The 20066-nt window shown below is 60.5% G+C and carries 18 protein-coding genes; 7 read left to right on the forward strand and 11 right to left on the reverse strand.

Annotation, left to right across the window (positions count from 1 at the left end; translation table 11 throughout):
• Positions 1–181 precede the first annotated feature (181 nt).
• Positions 182–1216: a selenide, water dikinase SelD gene (gene selD / locus ATI02_RS05135; protein WP_100845640.1), complete on the forward strand. Its 1035-nt coding sequence runs from the start codon at positions 182–184 to the stop codon at positions 1214–1216.
• Entirely contained in the window at positions 1216–2319 is a 1104-nt protein-coding gene (gene mnmH / locus ATI02_RS05140) for a tRNA 2-selenouridine(34) synthase MnmH (protein WP_100845641.1), read from the forward strand. Before selD ends, mnmH begins: the two co-directional genes overlap by 1 nt.
• A 135-nt stretch (positions 2320–2454) precedes the next feature.
• Here mnmH and ATI02_RS05145 read toward each other — a convergent pair whose 3' ends face one another.
• Positions 2455–3129 (reverse strand): histidine phosphatase family protein, encoded by a 675-nt coding sequence (locus ATI02_RS05145; protein WP_100845642.1) that lies wholly within the window; start codon positions 3127–3129, stop codon positions 2455–2457.
• A 315-nt stretch (positions 3130–3444) separates the two neighbouring features.
• Here ATI02_RS05145 and ATI02_RS05150 point away from each other — a divergent pair, with 315 nt between their 5' ends.
• Entirely contained in the window at positions 3445–4143 is a 699-nt protein-coding gene (locus ATI02_RS05150; RefSeq protein WP_095190767.1) for a glutathione binding-like protein, read from the forward strand.
• A 244-nt stretch (positions 4144–4387) separates the two neighbouring features.
• A complete protein-coding gene (gene hemB / locus ATI02_RS05155) occupies positions 4388–5362 on the forward strand; it encodes a porphobilinogen synthase (protein WP_100845643.1) in 975 nt (324 codons plus the stop codon).
• Between the two features lie 130 nt (positions 5363–5492).
• Here the strand turns inward: hemB and ATI02_RS05160 are convergent, their stop codons facing one another.
• The gene (locus ATI02_RS05160) at positions 5493–7028 is read right to left on the reverse strand and encodes an FAD-dependent oxidoreductase (RefSeq protein WP_100845644.1); all 1536 of its coding nucleotides are present in this window, start codon (positions 7026–7028) and stop codon (positions 5493–5495) included.
• A 213-nt stretch (positions 7029–7241) separates the two neighbouring features.
• Positions 7242–9446, reverse strand: a complete 2205-nt coding sequence (locus ATI02_RS05165; RefSeq protein ID WP_100845645.1) for a TonB-dependent receptor — start codon at positions 9444–9446, stop codon at positions 7242–7244.
• A gap of 229 nt (positions 9447–9675) precedes the next feature.
• Between ATI02_RS05165 and ATI02_RS05170 the strand changes: the two genes are divergently transcribed.
• Positions 9676–10767 (forward strand): DUF1615 domain-containing protein, encoded by a 1092-nt coding sequence (locus tag ATI02_RS05170; RefSeq protein WP_100845646.1) that lies wholly within the window; start codon positions 9676–9678, stop codon positions 10765–10767.
• A gap of 71 nt (positions 10768–10838) precedes the next feature.
• On the opposite strand, the gene ATI02_RS05175 is transcribed toward ATI02_RS05170, so the two are convergent.
• The 4 genes from ATI02_RS05175 to ATI02_RS05190 all read right to left on the reverse strand — a co-directional run bounded on the left by ATI02_RS05175 (position 10839) and on the right by ATI02_RS05190 (position 13370).
• Positions 10839–11279, reverse strand: a complete 441-nt coding sequence (locus ATI02_RS05175) for a hypothetical protein (protein ID WP_100845647.1) — start codon at positions 11277–11279, stop codon at positions 10839–10841.
• Between the two features lie 132 nt (positions 11280–11411).
• Entirely contained in the window at positions 11412–12098 is a 687-nt protein-coding gene (locus ATI02_RS05180; protein WP_100845648.1) for an anti-sigma factor, read from the reverse strand.
• Positions 12095–12628: a sigma-70 family RNA polymerase sigma factor gene (locus ATI02_RS05185; protein ID WP_095190760.1), complete on the reverse strand. Its 534-nt coding sequence runs from the start codon at positions 12626–12628 to the stop codon at positions 12095–12097. Before ATI02_RS05185 ends, ATI02_RS05180 begins: the two co-directional genes overlap by 4 nt.
• 220 nt (positions 12629–12848) lie before the next feature.
• Positions 12849–13370: a DUF3455 domain-containing protein gene (locus ATI02_RS05190; protein ID WP_095190759.1), complete on the reverse strand. Its 522-nt coding sequence runs from the start codon at positions 13368–13370 to the stop codon at positions 12849–12851.
• 233 nt (positions 13371–13603) lie between these two features.
• Here ATI02_RS05190 and ATI02_RS05195 point away from each other — a divergent pair, with 233 nt between their 5' ends.
• Positions 13604–14227 carry a glutathione S-transferase N-terminal domain-containing protein gene (locus ATI02_RS05195; RefSeq protein ID WP_100845649.1) on the forward strand — a complete coding sequence of 208 codons (624 nt, stop codon included), beginning with the start codon at positions 13604–13606 and terminating at the stop codon, positions 14225–14227.
• A gap of 138 nt (positions 14228–14365) precedes the next feature.
• Here ATI02_RS05195 and ATI02_RS05200 read toward each other — a convergent pair whose 3' ends face one another.
• Positions 14366–14806, reverse strand: a complete 441-nt coding sequence (locus ATI02_RS05200; protein ID WP_008084932.1) for a CBS domain-containing protein — start codon at positions 14804–14806, stop codon at positions 14366–14368.
• A gap of 200 nt (positions 14807–15006) precedes the next feature.
• Here ATI02_RS05200 and ATI02_RS05205 point away from each other — a divergent pair, with 200 nt between their 5' ends.
• Positions 15007–17367: a DNA polymerase II gene (locus tag ATI02_RS05205; RefSeq protein WP_167394867.1), complete on the forward strand. Its 2361-nt coding sequence runs from the start codon at positions 15007–15009 to the stop codon at positions 17365–17367.
• On the opposite strand, the gene ATI02_RS05210 is transcribed toward ATI02_RS05205, so the two are convergent.
• From ATI02_RS05210 to ATI02_RS05220, 3 genes are all read right to left on the reverse strand, one after another.
• Positions 17332–17802 carry a DUF1810 domain-containing protein gene (locus ATI02_RS05210; protein ID WP_100845651.1) on the reverse strand — a complete coding sequence of 157 codons (471 nt, stop codon included), beginning with the start codon at positions 17800–17802 and terminating at the stop codon, positions 17332–17334. The genes ATI02_RS05205 and ATI02_RS05210 overlap by 36 nt on opposite strands.
• A 29-nt stretch (positions 17803–17831) precedes the next feature.
• Positions 17832–18653: an aldo/keto reductase gene (locus tag ATI02_RS05215; RefSeq protein ID WP_100845652.1), complete on the reverse strand. Its 822-nt coding sequence runs from the start codon at positions 18651–18653 to the stop codon at positions 17832–17834.
• Between the two features lie 207 nt (positions 18654–18860).
• Positions 18861–20009, reverse strand: coding sequence for an aldose epimerase family protein (locus ATI02_RS05220; protein ID WP_100845653.1), 1149 nt, complete (start codon positions 20007–20009; stop codon positions 18861–18863).
• Positions 20010–20066: the final 57 nt, after the last annotated feature.

A 20066-nucleotide genomic window follows, 5' to 3' on the forward strand; every position in this document is an offset into this window, starting at 1 on the left:
TTGGCAACACGATGCTTGTGGTGACTGTTCGATTGCCTTCGCGAGCAGGCTCGCTCCCACAGGGGAGTGCGGGGCAAACGTGGGAGCGAGCCTGCTCGCGAAGGGGCCGCTCAGTCAGTGCAAAAATCTGCTGCCTCGCGCTCTGCTAGAATCGCCCCCATCAACAGCCTGAGACTGACCCATGAGCGAGCCGATTCGTCTGACCCAATACAGCCACGGCGCCGGTTGCGGCTGCAAGATTTCCCCGCAGGTGCTGGAGGTGATTCTGGCCGGCAGCGGCGCGCAGAACCTTGATCCGAAACTGTGGGTCGGCAATGCCTCGCGCGATGACGCGGCCGTGTACGAGATCGATGCCGAGCGCGGTGTGGTGTCGACCACTGACTTTTTCATGCCGATTGTCGATGACCCCTTCGACTTCGGCCGTATCGCCGCGACCAATGCGATCAGCGACATCTATGCGATGGGCGGTGATCCGTTGATGGCGATTGCGATCCTCGGCTGGCCGGTGAATGTGCTGGCGCCGGAGGTCGCACGGGAAGTGATTCGGGGTGGGCGTGCAGTGTGCGACGCCGCTGGCATCCCCCTGGCGGGCGGGCATTCGATCGATGCGCCGGAGCCGATCTTTGGCCTCGCGGTCACCGGCCTTGTGGAAAAACGCCACATGAAGCGCAACGACACCGCCACCGCCGGTTGCCTGCTGTACCTGACCAAACCGCTGGGTATCGGCATCCTCACCACCGCCGAGAAGAAGGGCAAGTTGCGCCTCAGCGACGTCGGTGTCGCCCGCGACTGGATGTGTACGCTGAACAAGCCCGGCAGTCGCTTCGGCAAGCTGGCCGGTGTCACCGCGATGACCGACGTCACCGGTTTCGGTTTGCTCGGGCATCTGGTGGAAATGGCCGATGGCAGCCAACTGACCGCGCGTATCCGTTATGACCTGGTGCCGCGTCTGGACAGCGTCGAGTATTACCTCGATCAGGGCTGCGTCCCCGGCGGCACGCTGCGCAACTTCGACAGTTATTCGAGCAAGGTCGGCCGTGTGCAGGAGCTGCACAAACGCGTGCTCTGCGACCCGCAAACCAGTGGCGGTCTGTTGATCGCCGTCACGCCTGAAGGCAATGATGAGTTCCTCGCGGTCGCCGCCGAACTGGGCCTGAACCTGGCGCCGATTGGCGAACTGGTTGAGCGACAGACGAACGCAGTCGAGGTGATTTGATGCTCCGCGACTGCACTGATTACCGTGACATCTTCCTCAACGACCGGCCGCTGATGGACGCCCGCGCGCCGGTCGAGTTTCACAAAGGCGCGTTTCCCGGCGTGATCAATCTGCCGCTGATGAACGACATCGAGCGGCAGAAGATCGGCACCTGCTACAAACTGCACGGGCAGCAAGCGGCCATCGAATTGGGTCATCAACTGGTGTCCGGCGCGGTGAAGGCCGAGCGCATCCAGGCCTGGGCCGACTTCGCCCGAAGCCATCCCGAGGGTTATCTCTATTGTTTTCGTGGCGGCTTGCGCTCGCAGATCACCCAGCAGTGGCTGCGTGACGAAGCCGGCATTGACTATCCGCGCGTCGGCGGCGGTTACAAGGCGATGCGCAATTTCCTGATCGATACCCTTGAGCACGCCATCACGCAGTGTGATTTCGTTTTGCTCGGCGGCATGACCGGCACGGGTAAAACCGAAGTGCTGGTGCAGTTGCAAAACGGGCTGGATCTGGAAGGGCATGCCAATCATCGCGGTTCCAGTTTCGGCAAACGTGCCACGGGGCAGCCGTCGAATATCGATTTTGAGAACCGTCTGGCCATCGACATTCTCAAGAAACGCGACGCCGGTATCGGCCAGTTTGTGCTGGAAGACGAGAGCCGGGTGGTGGGCAGTTGTGCGTTGCCGCTACCGTTGTATCAAGGCATGCAGCAGTACCCGATGGTTTGGCTGGAGGACAGTTTTGCCGATCGTGTCGAGCGCATCCTGCGTGATTACGTGGTGGATTTGTCGGCGGAGTTTTCGCAGGTGCATGGCGAGGAAGGCTTTGCGTCGTTCTCCGAGCGCTTGCTGGAGAGCCTGAACAACGTGCAGAAGCGCCTCGGTGGTGAGCGGCATCGACGGATGTTCGATCTGATGGAAGCGGCGTTGGCCGAGCAGGCGCGCAGTGGCGCGGTGGATCTGCATCGCGGCTGGATCGAGGGGTTGCTGCACGAGTATTACGACCCGATGTATGTGTTTCAGCGGGAGAAGAAGGGCGGGCGGATCGAGTTTGCGGGGGAGCGCGCGGCGGTTATCGAATATTTGCGCGAGCGGGTCAGTCTGAAAGATTAAGGCTGGTTTACCGGCCTCTTCGCGAGCAGGCTCGCTCCCACAGGAGATCTGAGTCAGGCACTGATTTGTGATCGACACAGATCCAGTGTGGGAGCGAGCCTGCTCGCGAATGGATCTTCCCAGCCCGCACAAAACTCAAGTCGGGCAAGATTCCTTGCCATTATCCAGCCCCTGCTTGTAGCTGTGGCTCTGCAAACTGGCCTTGCCGTTGTGCCAGGTCAGGGTCAGCACATACAGCGAATCAAAGTCGCTGCCAGACCAGTCATCGGTAATGTTCTGTTTCTCGCCGACCGCTTTGCCTGCCACCTTGTTGATCAGCTCCGGCAGATAACCATGTGACCACGCGGTGTAGATCGTCGAGTTGTGATACTTGTCATCGAGCAGTTCGCGGGCCAGATCGCTGGTGTCATTGGCCGAGAATTCGATGTTCACCGGCAGGCCAAGCTTGATCGCGGCCGGGCTGATGGTCATCAGCGGGCGAATGTAGCTGTAGGAATTGTCCAGCTCGCCTTCCTCGACATTGCGCGTCGGGTTGGCGGCGAACACGTAGTCAGCCTTACCGAATTTTTCCGGCAGCAAGGTCGACAGATCGATGGCGCGGTTCAGGCCCTGGCAGTTGAGCTGGCCGAGACCGCCCTCGGGTTTCTCCGCGTGACGCAGGAACACCAGGGTCTGCGTGCCGTCCACCGGTTGCGCGCGGCTTTCGCTGGATTCCAGCGACAGGAACAACGCGCTGACCGCCAACAGGGAGGGCAGGGCCACATAGGCGCGGTGTTTGAAGCGTTTGGCGAAACTCATAAGGTTCGTCATGAAATAAAAGATTCTTTAGCGTGTTCGGTTAAGGCTGACAAACCTTTACACCGCAGGCTCCCAGCACCGGGTGTTTTCCATGTCGTAGTGCGCTTTCCTTTGCGAAAGGCATAACTCAGAGTCCTCTGAGGCCGGTTGGTTCGATCGGCACAAGTGCGCAGCACTCTAGCGGCAACCCGCAATGGCCTGTGCGCAGGTTAGCGACAGGATGTTGCGAATTTAAGTAAGCACTTGGTCGCCTGCGAAAAGAACCCGCGCTAGAGCGGATGATCCTGGATTATGCTCAGGCCTTTCATTTGTGACTGGATGCTTCCCATGACCGATCTGTCCGCGTTCCCGATCACCCGAAAGTGGCCCGCGCAGTACCCAGACTGGATTCAGCTCTACTCTTTGCCCACCCCCAACGGCGTCAAGGTTTCGATCATGCTCGAAGAGATCGGCCTGCCCTACGAGCCGCACCGCGTCGGGTTCGACACCAACGACCAGTTGTCCCCGGAGTTCCTGTCGCTGAACCCGAACAACAAGATCCCGGCGATCCTCGACCCCCACGGCCCTGAAGACCAACCGCTGCCATTGTTCGAGTCCGGTGCGATCCTGATCTATCTGGCCGACAAGAGCGGCCAATTGCTCGCGCAGGAAGGTGCTCTGCGTTACGAAACCCTTCAGTGGCTGATGTTCCAGATGGGCGGTATCGGCCCGATGTTCGGCCAACTGGGTTTCTTCAACAAATTCGCCGGCAAGGACTACGAAGACAAGCGTCCGCGTGATCGCTATGTCGATGAAAGCAAACGCCTGCTCAAGGTGCTCGATGGCCGTCTGGAAGGACGCGACTGGATCATGGGCGAGCGCTACACCATTGCCGACATCGCAACGTTTCCGTGGGTGCGCAATTTGATCGGGTTCTATGAGGCGGGTGATCTGGTGGGCATCAGCAATTTCCCCAATGTGACCCGTGTGCTGGAGCGTTTTCTCGCACGTCCGGCAGTCATTCGCGGTCTGACCATTCCTTCGTAATCTGCAGCACTGATGATCCCCTGTGGGAGCGGGCTTGCTCGCGAAGGCATCGTGTCAGTCAGCACTTTTGTTGCTGATACACCGCATTCGCGAGCAGGCTCGCTCCCACAGTGATTTTGGTGTTCTGGAGGATTGTTGCATGAGCAGTAATGCACTCTTGATTGATCCAGGTTTGTACCTCAACCCCCGCAAGGCATAAGCTTCGCCCCCTACGACTTTCGTCTCATCTGCAGGTTTCAGCCCCATGTCCAGTCAGTTCCCCGAAGCACGTCCCCGCCGTCTGCGCCGCAATGCGAGCCTGCGCAGTCTGTTCCAGGAAACCGAATTCAGCCTGAACGATCTGGTGCTGCCGATTTTTGTCGAGGAAGAAATCGACGACTTCGTGCCGATCAAGAGCATGCCCGGGGTGATGCGCATTCCCGAGCGCAAACTGGCCAGCGAGATCGAGCGCTACGCCCGTGCCGGCATCAAGTCGGTGATGACTTTCGGCGTGTCCCATCATCTGGACAGCAACGGCAGCGACACCTGGCGCGAAGACGGTCTGGTCTCGCGCATGTCGCGCATCGCCAAGGATGCCGTGCCGGAAATGATCGTGATGTCCGACACCTGCTTCTGCGAATACACCGATCACGGCCATTGCGGCGTGATGCACAACCATGAAGTCGACAACGATCAGACCTTGGTCAACCTCGGCAAACAAGCCGTGGCAGCAGCGCGCGCGGGTGCTGATGTGATCGCCCCGTCGGCGGCGATGGACGGTCAGGTGCGGGCGATTCGCCAGGCACTCGACGCAGCCGGTTTCACCCAGATTCCGATCATGGCCTATTCGACAAAATTCGCTTCGGCGCTGTACGGCCCGTTCCGCGAGGCCGGTGGTAGCGCGCTCAAGGGCGACCGCAAAAGCTACCAGATGAACCCGATGAACCGCCGCGAAGCGCTGCGTGAGTCGCTGCTCGACGAGCAGGAAGGCGCCGATGCGCTGATGGTCAAACCGGCCGGCGCGTATCTGGACATCATCCGCGACATCCGCGAAGCCTCGAACCTGCCGCTGTCGGCGTATCAGGTCAGCGGTGAGTACGCGATGATCAAATTCGGCGCACAGGCCGGGGCGATTGATGAAGATCGTGTGGTGCGTGAGAGCCTGGGCGCAATCAAACGCGCGGGTGCGGATCTGATCTTCACTTACTTTGCGATGGATCTGGCGCTGGCCGGGATCTAAGCAACAGCGCAGATTTAACTGTGGGAGCGAGCCTGCTCGCGAAGGCGTCGTGTCAGCCAGCATAGCTGTTGCTGATGCACCGATTTCGCGAGCAGGCTCGCTCCCACATTTGATTCATGGTTTTCTTTAGTCAGGCGCAGTTGAAAAACGGGCGGATCCCATGATCGTGGAAATACCGCTCGATCACCTTCGGATCGGCACTGTTATCGGCAATCGCCACATAGGTATCCGGGCGCAGCAGGTAAAAGCCATTTCGCCCCAGCCCTGCCGTTTCAAACGCCGGGCGCCAGTCGAACACGTGCAATGGCAGATGATGTTCGTGGCACCAGGCGATCATTTCGTCGCTGGTGTCGCCGTACACATGCACCTGCCAGCAGGGCTGGCGTAGCGGCTCGTAATTATCCCCTTCACCGTCACGCGCCCAAGGCAAACGATCGCCGCCGTGGACGTGGCCGGCCGTGCCCTGGCTCAGCGGCATGCCGCGATAGTTGAGGGTGACTTGCGACACCGTGCGAAAGAGAAATTCGCGACTGGCCTCGAACGAAGCCATTTTCGGGATCAGAAACGGTGCCACACGCATGCGCAGCAAATCCGCCATGCGCCCCTCGGCGGTGACAAAACTGAAGACTTTGTCGGTGGTCGAGACCAGCCGCCGCGCGAAGGCGATGCGTTCCGTTTCGTAAGTGTCGAGCAGTTTGGCCTCGGCACCGCCGCTGAGCACGGCGGCGAGTTTCCACGCCAGATTGATCGCGTCACCGATGCCGGTATTCATGCCTTGGCCGCCCGCGGGGCTGTGTACGTGCGCCGCGTCGCCGAGTAGAAACGCGCGACCACTGCGAAAATGCTCAGCCACTCGGTGATGCACGCGGTAGGTGGAGAACCAGTTCACGTCCTCGATATGGACTTTCAGGTGTTCGATGGCGCGGCTGCTGACGTCAGAGAACTCAAGTGTTTCGGCGCGCTCCGCACGTTCGTCGCGCACGGTGCCGATCAGTCGTGCACGGCCTTCGCCCGCCAACGGAAACACCGCGAGAAAGTCCGCTTCGTCCAGATCCAGATGCAACTCGCCGTTCATTGCCGGGCCGCTGGCCTGCACATCCGCCACGTAGAAAATCTGCTGATAAGTGCCTCCGGGAAACCCGGCATCGAGGGATTTGCGCACCACCGAACGGGCGCCGTCTGCACCTGCCAGATAGCAGGCCTGGCAGATTTCCTGTTCACCATCGGGCAGGCGCAGGTGCGCGGTGAGGCCGTCGCCGGTTTGCGCGAAACTCTCCAGCGTCGTGTTGCGTTCGATGCTGACGCCATAGTCTTCAAGGCGTTCGATCAACAGCCGTTCATGTTCGTCCTGCGGGAAAATCTCAACGAAGGAGTAGGGCGTCAGGCCTTCGCCGATGCGGTTGAGCGGTAACTGCGCGACGGGTTTGCCGTTGACCCAGAAGTTCGCCGCCGCCACGCGATGGCCGTTGCGCACGATGGTGTCGGCCAGATCCAGTTGCCGGTACAGCTCCAGCGTTCGCGCCTGTACAGCCAGCGCCCGGGAGGTGGTGCCGGGGGCAGAAGTTTTGTCGATGATGCGTACTTGCACGCCGAGTTTGCTCAGCCACAGGGCCAGCACCAGGCCGGTGGGGCCGGCGCCGATGATCAGGACGTCGCTGCGGTTCATGGGCCTGTCCTCCGTTTGCTGAGGAGCAAGTATGGATCAGAAGGAGAGGGTGGCCAGGCCCGGCTGTCTTCGCGAGCAGGCTCGCTCCCACTTTGGAATGCAGTCCCCTGTGGGAGTGAGCCTGCTCGCGAAGTGGCCTTATCAAGCGCCACAAAACCCAAAAAGGCCCCGCAACCGTGAAGCTGCGGGGCCTTTCTCGTGCCGTGGCGTTACTTAGAAGTCGATAGTGCCCGACAACTTCGCCACTCGCGGTTCACCCTGGGTCAGATAACCGCCCTGAGCCGATTCCCAGTACTTCTTGTTCGCCAGGTTCTCCACGCCCAGACGCAAGGTCACGTCTTTCTCCGAGACCTTGAAGGCATAACGCGCACCCGCGTCGAAGCGGTTCCAGGTCGGCAAGCTAAGGTTGTTCGCCGCGTCGGCGTATTGGCCACCGGTGCGCAGCATCCGCGCATTCAGCGCGACGCCTTGCAGGCCGGGCACGTCCCAATCCACGCCGGCGTTGAACTGGAAGGTCGGCACGCCGATCGCACGGTTGCCGTCGTTGGCACCGTTGAGGGTGTTCTTCAATTCGGTGTCCATCAGGGTCAGGCCGGTGATCAGGCGCAAACCGTTGATCGGCTCGCCGAACACGTTCATTTCCACGCCTTTGTTGATCTGCTCGCCTTCACGCACGTAGGTGCAGGTGGTGGCGCTGTCGATTTCACAGTAGCCATCGCTTGGCTGCTCGATGCGGTACACACCCAGGCTCGCGCCGTAAGTGCCCATGTCGACTTTCACCCCGGCCTCGGTCTGCTTGGAACGGGCCGGTGCGTAGACTTCGTTGCCGTTGGTCACGCGAAAGCCACCGGCGCTGGTTGGCGAGGTCGGGCCCTGGGCGAGGCCTTCGATGTGGTTGGCGTAGAACGAAACGTGCTCCCACGGCTTGAATACGATGCCGTACACCGGCGTGGTGATCGACTCGTCGTAGCTCGAAGAGCGCGGGCCGCTGCCGTAGCTGGCGTAACCGTAACCTTGCACGACCAATTGCTGACGACGCAGGCCGGCGGTGATCAGCAGTCGATCATCGAAAAAACCGAGCGTGTCGGAGATCGCGATACTGCGGTTGAAGGTTTTGCCGACGATGCCCGGGTCATTCACATCGCCCCCGGAAAAGTTACCGACCGGCGACGGGGTTTGCACCGGGTGGTAGATGTTGTTGGCGTATTTGGTCAGGTCAAAATCATAGGCGCTGCGCTGTTCGGTCCAGATCCCGGTCAGGCCGAAATTGAGCTTGTGGCTGACCGGGCCGGTGTTGAATTTACCGTTAAGGCCGGCCATCACACTGGTGTTGTCTTCATCGTGGGGAATGAACGAGCCGGTGGTGAACGATGCGCCGTTGTTGCCGACCAGCGTGGTCGAGTTATAGCGCCCGATTTCACGGGTGTGCTTGGCGCCGCCGGCCGCGTAGGCGGTCCAGTTGTCGTTGAGGTCGTACTCGGCGCGGAGCATGCCGAAGGTGTCTTCGATGTCGGTGTAGCCCCATTTCGGCGCGTAGTTGGTGTCGGCTGATGGCGCATCCGGAATGTGCGTGGCGGTGCCGAGGTTGACCGAGTTGCGGCCAGCGTTGACGCGTTCTTTCTGATAAGCAAAGTCGCCGGAAATTCGTAGCGCATCGCCGCGATAGTCGAGGCCGATGGCAAACAGTTTCGAACGCTGGTTCTCGTGATCAATGCCGGTATCGCCTTCGCGCTGGGACAGGTTGATCCGTGCGCCGAAGCGGTTGTCTTCACCGAAACGCTGGCCGATGTCGAAGTGATGACCGATGCGGCCTTCGCTGTTGATGTCGGTGGTGTAGCGGCGCAGCGGCACGTCGCCGGCGCGCTTTGGCTGCAGGTTGACGCCGCCACCGATGCCGGAGCCGGTTGGGGTAACGCCGTTGATGAAGGCGTTGGGGCCTTTGAACACTTCCACGCGCTCAAGGGCGTCGGTGGAAATGATCTGCCTTGGCAGTACGCCGTACAGGCCGTTATAGGAAATGTCGTCGCCGTTCAGCGGCAGGCCACGGATCATGAAGACTTGCGACTGGTTGGAAAAGCCGGACGCCTGGCGTACCGACGAATCATTGAGCAGCACGTCAGCGACGTTTTCGGCTTGCTGATCCTGAATCAGTTGCTCGGTGTAGGACGCGGCGCTGAAGGGTACGTCCATCATGTCCTGATTGCCCAGCACGCCCAACTGGCCGCCACGAGCGACCTGACCACCGGAATAAACCGGTGGCAAGGCGTTTGGCGCTGGGGCGTGGGCATTGATGTTGACGTTGTCCAGCACCAACTCTTTGCCGTCTTCTTCAGCGGCATGGGCAGTGACAGTCAGGGAGCACAGCAGGGCGAGAAGCGTCGGGCGGAACGGGACGGCAAGTCGGGCTGAAGCGGGCATGTTTCGTACCTGGAGGCGCACGGCCGATGAGAAAAGGTTAAGGCGGCGCGGGAACTCCTTGCGCAAATGCGACTCCAGGTGCAAATGATAGGTTTTCTCAGTAACGTTTTGCAATCAGTTTGTCATCACGATTAAAGCGTGCGGAACAGCTCTGGAACGGCGCAGTCCTAGCCTGCGCCATACCATTGATCGTATGGTGAACCCGGCTCAACGGACTGGATGGAGCAACATGCACACCCCTCGATTACTGATAACCCTCGCCGCCATGCTCGTACTGGCCGGTTGCGCCAGCCAGCGCAGCGGCGAACCCGCACCACGACCTCCGGCCGAAGTGAAAGCCGAAATCGTGCGCCTGATGCCCAGCAAAACCTCTGATCGCCAAGGTTGGGCCACCGATATCTACGTCGCGTTCGCTGCACAAGACATCAGCCCGACCACCCAGAATCTGTGTTCGGTGCTGGCCGTGGCTGAGCAGGAATCGACCTTTCAGGCCGACCCCAGCGTGCCCGGCCTGGGCAAAATCGCTCGCGACGAAATCGACCGCCGCGCCGCCAAAGTGCATATCCCCAGCCTGTTGGTCAGCGGCGCCCTGCAAGTGCGTTCGACCAACGGCAAGAGCTACAGCGAACGCCTGAGCAGCGCGCGTAGCGAAAAAGAGTTGAGCGCAATTTTTGATGACTTCATCGGCAGGGTGCCCATGGGGCGCACGCTGTTCGGCGGTTTCAACCCGGTGCACACCGGCGGGCCGATGCAGGTCAGCATCGAATTTGCCGAACAGCACGCCAAGGATTACCCGTACCCGGTCGACGGCACGATCCGCCGCGAAGTGTTCAGCCGGCGTGGCGGCATGTATTTCGGCATCGCGCATTTGCTCGGATACCCGGTGAGTTACCGCGAGCCGCTCTATCGCTTCGCCGACTTCAACGCCGGCTGGTACGCCAGCCGCAACGCGGCGTTCCAGAACGCAGTCAGTCGCGCGTCGGGCATCCCGTTGGCGCTGGACGGCGACTTGATTCGCTACGACTCGATCATGCCCGGCGGCACCGAACTGGCGGTGCGCACTCTCGGCAAGTCGTTGGGCATGCGCAATCCGTCCATTCGCGATCAACTGGAGAAGGGCAAAACCCTGGAATTCGAAGAGACCAAGCTTTATCGAGAGGTGTTTGCGCTGGCGGAAAAGGCCGAAGGCAAGACATTGCCCCGTGCGGTGCTGCCGGGGATCGTGCTGCAGAGCCCGAAAATCACCCGAAAACTGACCACCGCGTGGTTCGCCAAACGGGTGGATGAGCGTTACAAACGCTGTATGGCCAAGGCCGGATAAAACCGCCAGACATAAAAAACCCGGCTAACGGTAGCCGGGTTTCTCTGGGTTGTTGCGGTGACGCCATTCATTCAAGCGTTGCGCAGTTCGTTCAGACGATCAGCACCACCTTCAGCGACGGTGTTGCCTTTCAAGCGATCCGAGCCGTCAGCCGCGATGGTGTTGCCTTTCACGCGATCCGAGCCGTCAGCCGCGATGGTGTTGCCTTTCACGCGATCCGCGCCGTCAGCCGCGATGGTGTTGCCTTTCACACGATCCGAGCCGTCAGCCGCGATAGTGTTGCCTTTCACACGATCCGAGCCGTCAGCCGCGATGGTGTTGCCTTTCACACGATCCGAGCCGTCAGCCGCGATAGTGTTGCCTTTCACGCGATCCGAACCGTCGGCAGCAACGGCGTTCTGGTACAGACGATCCGAGCCATCAGCGGCGATCATCGTGTGGGCTGGAGTGGCGGCAAAAGCGTTAACTGCGAAAACCGAGAAAGCGATGCTGAGAAGAGTCTGGCGTTTCATGATGGTGTGCTCCGGGGTGTTATTGGTTGGTATGGAGCGGATGTTACGCCGGAGATTTTTTATGAGAACTTCATTGCCGTGATGGTGAACATCGACGCCGATGATGATTGCCAAGACCCTCATTCTAGAGCCTCACAGCACCTTCACCGCGCGCCCGATCGCCTGAATCGGCCCGGTCGGTTTGCCGATCGGCGAGCCGTTGGCGCCTTCCAGCGTCAACTCGAACAACTGATTGGGTTGCAGTGGCGGCAGTTTATCCAGTTCAACTTTCAGCGCCTGCCCCGGCTTGACCAGCCCCAGTGATACCGGACCTTGCCAGCCGTCAGCCTTGGTCCAGAATTCCAGAGCCTTGTCCGCCGGTATTTCAACCACACCCAGCGGAATCAACTGAATCTCCCGCGAGTTGCTGGCCTGGATTACCCAGCCCGGCGCCTTGTCCTGCGGCGCGACCAGCACCACCAGATAACTGGGTTTCGGCGTGGTCTGGGTCAGCAGGATTGAACCCAATACCAAGGTTGCGGCCAATCCGGCAGCACTCAAACCGCGCCACAGTGGCAGCAGATTCCACCATGACGTTGTGGGCGTTTTTTGCGTCAGTCGCTCGACGCTGCGCTCAATCCGTGGCCACAGCAGTGCCGACGGTTGCTGCGATTCGGCATAGTCCGTCAGCTCCAGCAGCCGCCGTTCCCAGGCGTCCACCGCCGCGCGCAGCTCCGGGTCATTCGGCAGGCGTTCCTGCACCCCGATCCGTTGTTCAGCCGAGAGTGTACCGAGCACATATTCGCTGGCCAGCTCATCGCGTTCCGATTCAGTGGTCATCCCATGCACTCCCGCAAGGCGTTGAGGCTGCGCTTGATCCAGGCTTTGACGGTGCCCAGCGGCGTGCCCAACCGTTGGGAAATCTGCGCATGGCTGTAGCCGTCGATATACGCATGAAGGATGCAGCTTCGGCGTTGCGGATCGAGCTGTTCCAGGCAGCGATCGATGCGTGCCGAATGCGCCTGGGTATCGAAGTCATTGTCGTGCGCGGGCATTTCGTGATCTTCGCTGAACGGGGTTTCCCGAGCCTGATTGCGCAGCAGATTCAGCGCCAGATGCCGGGTCACGGTGAACATCCAGCCACGCGCCGAACCGCGCGCCGGATCAAACCCCGCCGCGCCGTTCCAGATTTTGATGAATGCCTCATGGACAATGTCCTCCGCCAGTGCCGTGTCGCGTACCAGCCGTTTGGCCACGCCGAGCAGGCGCGGGCCTTCCTGCACATACAAATCGCGCAGGGCCGACCGCTCGCCGCGGGCACAGGCAGCGAGACGGGCTTCGTAATCAAATGCAGATTCGGGCAAAGGCATGTCGTGCAATCTAGCTCACATTCCGCAAACATCCAGACAACCAGAATTTCCTTGCAGGCAGCCCTGTGAATTGCACTTTTAGGTTCCCTTCTGGATTGCCTTTGTGGGAGGGGGCTTGCTCCCGAAGGCAGTGTGTCAGCCAGCATCCCTTTCACTGACACACCGAATTCGGGAGCAAGCCCCCTCCCACTGAAGCCATATTTTTGCGTGGTGCTGAACGTCAGTTCGCCGCCCAGAAAATGTAATCCGCCTGGTACTTCACCGTTTCCTGTTTGCCCTTGTTCGCCGCCGTGCATTCGCTGCTCGGTGCCACGCCACCCTTGAGCGCGACGCGCTGGATGTAGCTCACGCCGGTCATCGCGCCTTTGCCCTCAGCAGGGTTGGCCTTGACCAGTTGATAGGGCAGGTTGCCCGGGCTCGACGGCGCTACCGCCAATTGCGTGCCGGTGACTTTCGAACCGTCCTTGGCCTGCCAGGTGGCCGGTGGGCCGAAGTAAGTGCCGACTTGTTTGCCGCTGCGATCGTTGAGCACCGCTTTGGGGCCGACGAAGGTCCACTCGGTCTGCCCGGCCATATTGGGCTTGTCGCGGCATTCGTAGGTGATCTCGCCGACCCCGGTGGTTTCCAGCGCGATCTTGTGGCCGTCCGGGACTTTGATGGTGTCGGGGTAGCTGCTTTGGGCGAAGGCTGCCGAGGACGCTGCGAGCAAACCGGTGAAGCAAATCAGCTGTGTGGTATTCATCAGTGTGTTCTCCGAAAGGGGTAGATCGCTGGCAGCCAAGAACGGCTGTTACTAGGACTACCCGGCAGAGAACGGATTGGATGCACTGGGCAGAAAATAAATTTTTCCAGCGAAATGCACTACAACTGATAGATCATCGTGGCGGGTTTCGCGCTTGCTTCGCAGCCGGTCGTGACGATTCGACAGGCGCCCTTGTCACGAAGGATGGCTGATCAACAGAAGGGGGGGGAGATATGTATCAGCTCTACGGACATCGCAACTCAGGCGCAGCCGCCATTGAAGCGGCGCTGGAGCTGTGCCAGATCGCTTATCGCTTCATCGATATCGAAGCCAGCAGCGAAGCTGCCGAGGCGCTGGCGCAGCTCAACCCGTTGAAACAGATTCCGACCTTGCAACTGCCCGATGGCAGCACCCTTACCGAGAGCGCGGCGATTCTGATTCATCTGGGCCTGACGTTTCCCCAGTCCGGCTTGCTGCCGGCCAAGGCAGACGACCGCGATCAGGCGATTCGCGGCCTGGTGTACATCGTCAGCAATTGCTACGCAGCCATCGGCGTTGTCGACTATCCCGAACGTTGGTTGGTAATGCCTGACGAAGCGTCGCGGCAGAATCTGATGACCGGCGCCCGTGAGCGTCTGCACTGGAGTTGGGAGGTGTTTGCCGACCAGTTTTCCGCCGAGCTGTATCTGGATGATGAAACGCCGGGTGCACTGGATGTGCTGGCGGCGGTGGTAACGCGTTGGGCGGGCAGCCGCGAGCATCTGCGCCAGACGCGGCCGGGGTTTTATGCGTGGTTGCAGAGAGTTGACCGGCATCCGGTGCTGGCGCCTGTCTTCGCCCGGCACTGGCCGGCCTGATCCCACCGGAAAACCAAAGGTGGGAGCGGGCTTGCTCGCGAATGCGGTCGGTCAGTCAATTCATCTATCGACTGACCGACCGCATTCGCGAGCAAGCCCGCTCCCACAGGGGATTTCTGCTGTCTGGAGGGCTGCGGATTATTCCCCGCGAATGTACTGCTCAAGCTGTTTGATCAGCTCCGCCTGTTCGGCAATCGCCTCTTTCACAAGGTCACCGATCGACAGCAAACCGATCAACTTGCCGTTCTCCACCACCGGCAAGTGGCGCAGGCGTTTGTCGGACATGATGCCCAGGCAAGTGTCGACGGTCTGGTGGGTGTCCACGGTGATCACGTTGGCCACCATGATGTCGCGAACCGGTGTGCCCACCGATGAGCGGCCATGCAGCACCAGTTTGCGCGCGTAATCGCGTTCACTGATGATGCCGACCACTTTGTCGTCCTCCACCACCAGCAAGGCGCCGACGTTTTTCTCGGCCATCTTCATCAGCGCTTCGAGCACCATGTGATCAGGTTTGATCTGGTGCACTTCCTGATTTTTCTGATCTTTGAGCTTGAGCAGTTGGGCGACGGTCTTCATGGCGGTTACTCAGGTGTTGTCGTTGTTACCCAAGCATCGTAGACGCTGGCGTTCAGGGCAAGGTGGCAAAGCGGCAGATAACACGCAAAAAACGTCATTTGGCGGTTTTTTTAATTGTCTGCGCGAGATTTTTCACGAGGGCCATCGCGCGCGATGCCGCGTAGAATGCCCAGCAGATTCAATTTCCCGAGGTCGCAGTGGTGGATTTACAGCAGGGCTTCGTCCTGACGCGGCATTGGCGCGATACCCCGGCCGGCACCGAAGTCGAGTTCTGGCTGGCGACCGACGCCGGGCCGCGCCGTGTGCGCTTGCCGCATCAGCCGTCGGTGGCGTTTATCCCTGCCGAGCAGCGTGCAGCCGCCGAACGCTTGCTGCACGATGAAAAGAACGTCGAACTGCGCCCCCTGGCCCTGCAGGATTTCGAACATCGCCCGGTGCTTGGTCTGTATTGCCAGCAACATGGTCAGTTGATGCGTCTGGAAACCGCGCTCAACCGCCACGGCGTCGATGTCTTCGAGGCCGATGTGCGCCCGCCGGAGCGCTATCTGATGGAGCGTTTCATCACCGCGCCGGTGCTGTTCGGCGGCACCGCCGATGCCGACGGCACATTGCTCAACGCCCACCTCAAACCCGATCCCAAGTATCGGCCGAAGCTGCGACTGGTCTCGCTGGACATCGAAACCACCGAAACCGGTGAGTTGTATTCCATTGCGCTGGAAGGCTGCGGCGAGCGTCAGGTGTATATGCTCGGCGCGCCGAGCGGCGACGCCAGCATCGTCGACTTCGACCTTGAATACTGCGACTCACGCACGCTCATCCTGAAGAAACTCAACGACTGGTTCGCGCTGCACGACCCCGACGCGATCATCGGCTGGAACGTCGTGCAGTTCGATCTGCGCATCCTCCACGAACACGCACGGCGCCTCGGCGTACCGCTGAAAATCGGCCGTGGCGGCGAAGAGATGCAGTGGCGCGAACACGGCAGCCGCAACCATTACTTCGCCTCGGCAGCGGGGCGGCTGATCATCGATGGCATCGAATCCTTGCGTTCGGCGACCTGGAGTTTCCCCTCGTTCAGTCTGGAAAACGTCGCGCAGACCTTGCTAGGCGAAGGCAAGTCGATCGACAACCCGTATCAGCGCATGGACGAGATCAACCGCATGTTCGCCGAGGACAAACCGGCGCTGGCCAAGTACAACCTCAAGGACTGCGAACTGGTCACGCGGATCTTCGCCAAGACCGAGCTGCTGACGTTTTTGCTCGAGCGCGCCAGCGTCACCGGCCTGCCGGCGGATCGCAGTGGCGGCTCGGTGGCGGCGTTTACCCACTTATATATGCCGTTGATGCACCGTCAGGGGTTTGTGGCGCCGAATCTGGGCACCAATCCACCGCAGGCCAGCCCCGGCGGTTTCGTCATGGACTCGCAACCGGGGCTCTACGAGTCGGTGCTGGTGCTCGACTACAAAAGCCTTTATCCGTCGATCATCCGCACCTTTCTGATCGACCCGGTGGGGCTGATCGAAGGCTTGCAGCATCCGGACGATGCCGACTCCGTCGCGGGTTTTCGCGGCGCCAGATTCTCGCGCACCCGGCATTGCCTGCCGTCGATTGTCTCGCGGGTCGCCGAGGGCCGCGAGACCGCCAAGCGCGAACGCAACGCGCCGCTTTCCCAGGCGCTGAAGATCATCATGAACGCCTTCTATGGCGTGCTCGGTTCCAGCGGCTGCCGGTTTTTCGATACGCGGCTGGCGTCGTCGATCACCCTGCGCGGCCACGAAATCATGCTGCGCACGCGCAAGCTGATCGAAGAACAGGGCCACGCGGTGATCTACGGCGACACTGACTCGACCTTCGTCTGGCTGCGTCGCCCTCATGGGCAAGAAGAGGCGGCGGCCATCGGTCATGCGCTGGTCAAGCACGTCAACGACTGGTGGCGCGAGCATGTGCGTGACGAATACGGGCTGGAAAGCGCCCTCGAATTACAGTACGAAATTCACTACAAGCGCTTTCTGATGCCGACTATTCGTGGCGCCGAGGAGGGCAGCAAAAAACGCTACGCCGGCCTGGTCACCCGCGCCGACGGTACTGAAGAAATGGTCTACAAAGGCCTGGAAACCGTGCGCACCGATTGGTCGCTGTTGGCCCGGCAATTTCAGCAAGAGTTGTACGAGCGGATCTTCCAGCGCAAGCCGTATCAGGACTATGTGCGCGACTACGTGCGCAAAACCTTGGCCGGTGAATTCGATGATCGGCTGATCTACCGCAAACGCCTGCGCCGCACCCTCGACGATTACGAGCGCAACGTCCCACCCCATGTGCGCGCGGCGCGGCTGGCCGATGAATACAACGCGCAGCACGGGCGCCCGCGGCAGTACCAGAACGGTGGCTGGATCAGTTACGTGATTACCCTGGCTGGCCCCGAACCGCTGGAAGTGCGGCGATCCACCATTGATTACGATCATTACATCACCCGGCAACTGCAACCGGTGGCCGATGCGATCCTGCCGTTTGTCGACGACGACTTCTCAACCCTGATAGGGGGGCAACTGGGCCTGTTTTGAGTCCAGCAACTGCAGCGTCCATTCATCGAGGATGCCGTGGAAGTAGCGCTCCAGCGCCTGGTTGAACAGGCTGTCTTCAGCGGCGAACTGGGCAAACAGCGTCATCGAGGAGTGAAATTTCAGGTCGTCGGGATGGCCAAAAATCTCGGCAATCGAACGCTGGCGCACATTCAGCACGAGCTGCGTACAGGTGCGCAGCCGCGCGCCGAGCAATGGGTGATCCAGATAGGCCTGGGCTTCTTCGGCTGAGCCGATGGCGAAGCGCCGGGACATTTCACTGCCGCCCAGACCTGCGAACTGCGGGAAGACAAACCACATCCAGTGGCTGCGCTTGCGGCCTTCGTCGAGTTCGCGCTGGACCCGTTCGAACACCGGGTCCTGGGCCAGGAAAAATCGTTGCAGGTTGAACGGGTCGTACTGATCAGTGCTTCTCATCGCGAAGCCCTCTGCCAGTCGGCGGTGGCTCAGACCATGGCCAGCCGCTGCTTGCGCTTTGGCGCCTGAAACGCCTGGTCCAGCGCTGCCAGATCCCCGGCCTCCAGTTGCAATTGCGCCGCTTGTGCATTGAGTTGCACGTGTTCCGGCCGCACAGCTTTGGGAATCGCAATCACACCATCCTGACGCAGAATCCACGCCAGCGAAACCTGTGCCGGGGTCACGTTGTGACGAGCGGCAATCTGTTTCAGCACCGGATCAGCCAGCATCGCGCCGCCCTGACCTAAAGGACAGTAGGCCATCAGCGGCATGCGCTGCTGTTGGCACCATGGCAGCAGATCGAACTCGACACCGCGTTCTTCCAGGTTGTAGAGCACCTGATTGGTCGCGCAGGCCGGTGACGCCAATTCTTCAAGGTCATCGACATCGAAATTCGACACGCCCCAGCGGCCGATCTTGCCGTCCTCGCGCAGACGCTCGAACGCCTCGACGGTTTCTTCCAGCGGATACTGGCCGCGCCAATGCAGCAGATAGAGGTCGATGTAATCAGTGTCGAGCCGGCGCAGACTGCGCTCACACGCCTGCGGGATACCTTTGCGACTGGCGTTGTGCGGGTAGACCTTGCTGACCAGAAACACCTGATCACGCAGACCGGCAATGGCTTCGCCGACCACGGTTTCGGCACCGCCCTCGGCGTACATTTCTGCGCTGTCGATCAGGGTCATGCCCAGTTCAATGCCGGTGCGCAGCGCGGTGACTTCACGCTTGTGCGCCGAACGGTCTTCACCCATGCGCCAGGTGCCTTGGCCAATCACCGGAACCTGCACGCCGGCCAATTCGAGGGTACGCATTCAAACCTCCTTTCTGAAACGGTCGATACCTTTAGTGGGCAGCAGGAGTGTACAGATCGTTCCCACGCTCTGCGTGGTAATGCCTCAATGGACGCTCTGCGTCCGCTGTTGGGACGCGGAGCGTCCCGGGCGGCGTTCCCACGCGGAGCGCGGGAACGACCACCTGTAGGCGCTGCCGCAGGCTGCGATCTTTTGATCTTGAGCTTCTTACTTGGCAGAGAACTTCAAGACGACGCTTTGTGTATAAGCCTGCCCCGGATCCAGCCGCGTACTCGGGAAGTTCGGCTGGTTCGGCGAATCCGGATAATGCTGCGTCTCCAGGGTAAACGCGCCCCAATGCGGATAGACCTTGCCACCCTTGCCCTTGACGGTGCCGTCGAGGAAGTTGCTGGTGTAGAACTGCACGCCCGGTTCGCTGGTGAACAACTGCAAATGCCGGCCGGACTGTGGATCGCTGACCTCGGCGGCGACTTTGCTCACATCGCCCTTGGTATCCAGCGCCCAGTTGAAATCGAAGCCGCCCTGTTTCGGCTCGGCGAATTTCAACTGTGGGTGATCCGCCTTGATGTGCGTGCCAATTGCCGTGGGCTTGGTGAAGTCCATGGGGGTGCCGGCCACGGGCGCCAGTTCGCCGGTCGGGATCAGCTTGGCGGTGACCGGGGTGTAATGGCTGGCGTGTAGGGTGGCGACCTGTTTGAGGATGTCGCCATTGCCGGCGCCCGCGAGGTTGAAGTAGCTGTGGTTGGTCAGGTTGAGCACGGTCGGTTTGTCGGTGCTGGCCTTGTAGTCGATGCGCAGTTCGTTGTTGTCGGTCAGGCGGTAGGTCACTTCGGTGGTGAGGTTGCCGGGGAAGCCCATTTCACCGTCCGCCGACAGATAGGTCAGGGTCACGCCGACCGAATCCTTGTCTTTGGTTTCCTGCGCTTTCCAGACCTGCTTGTCGAAGCCCTGAGTGCCGCCGTGCAAGGCGTTGGACTTGTCGTTCTGCGGCACTTGATAGCGCTTGCCGTCGAGTTCGAAGGCGCCGTCGGCCAGGCGATTGCCGAAACGGCCGATGGTCGCGCCGAAGTACGCGGTACCTTTCTGGTAACCCTGCACATCATCGAAACCGAGCACCACGTCGGCGGCTTTGCCTTGTTTGTCCGGCACCAACAGCGATTGCAGGGTCGCGCCGTAGGTGATGACGGTGGCTTGCATGCCGTGGCTGTTGCGCAGGATGTATTGCTCGACGGGCGTGCCGTCATTGGTTTTGCCGAAGGCTTTGTGTTCGGCGGTCAGGCCCGCCGCATTGGCGCAAAGGGTGGCGATCATCAGGGACAGTCCGAGGCCGGAGAGCAGGTGACGGGATTGAAGCATGGTTGACCTTCCTTTTTGTTGTTGTTTTCAAAACTGGTTAATAGTCATGCTAATTTA

It is taken from the genome of Pseudomonas baetica (genome assembly GCF_002813455.1).
GTDB classification, from domain to species: domain Bacteria; phylum Pseudomonadota; class Gammaproteobacteria; order Pseudomonadales; family Pseudomonadaceae; genus Aquipseudomonas; species Aquipseudomonas baetica.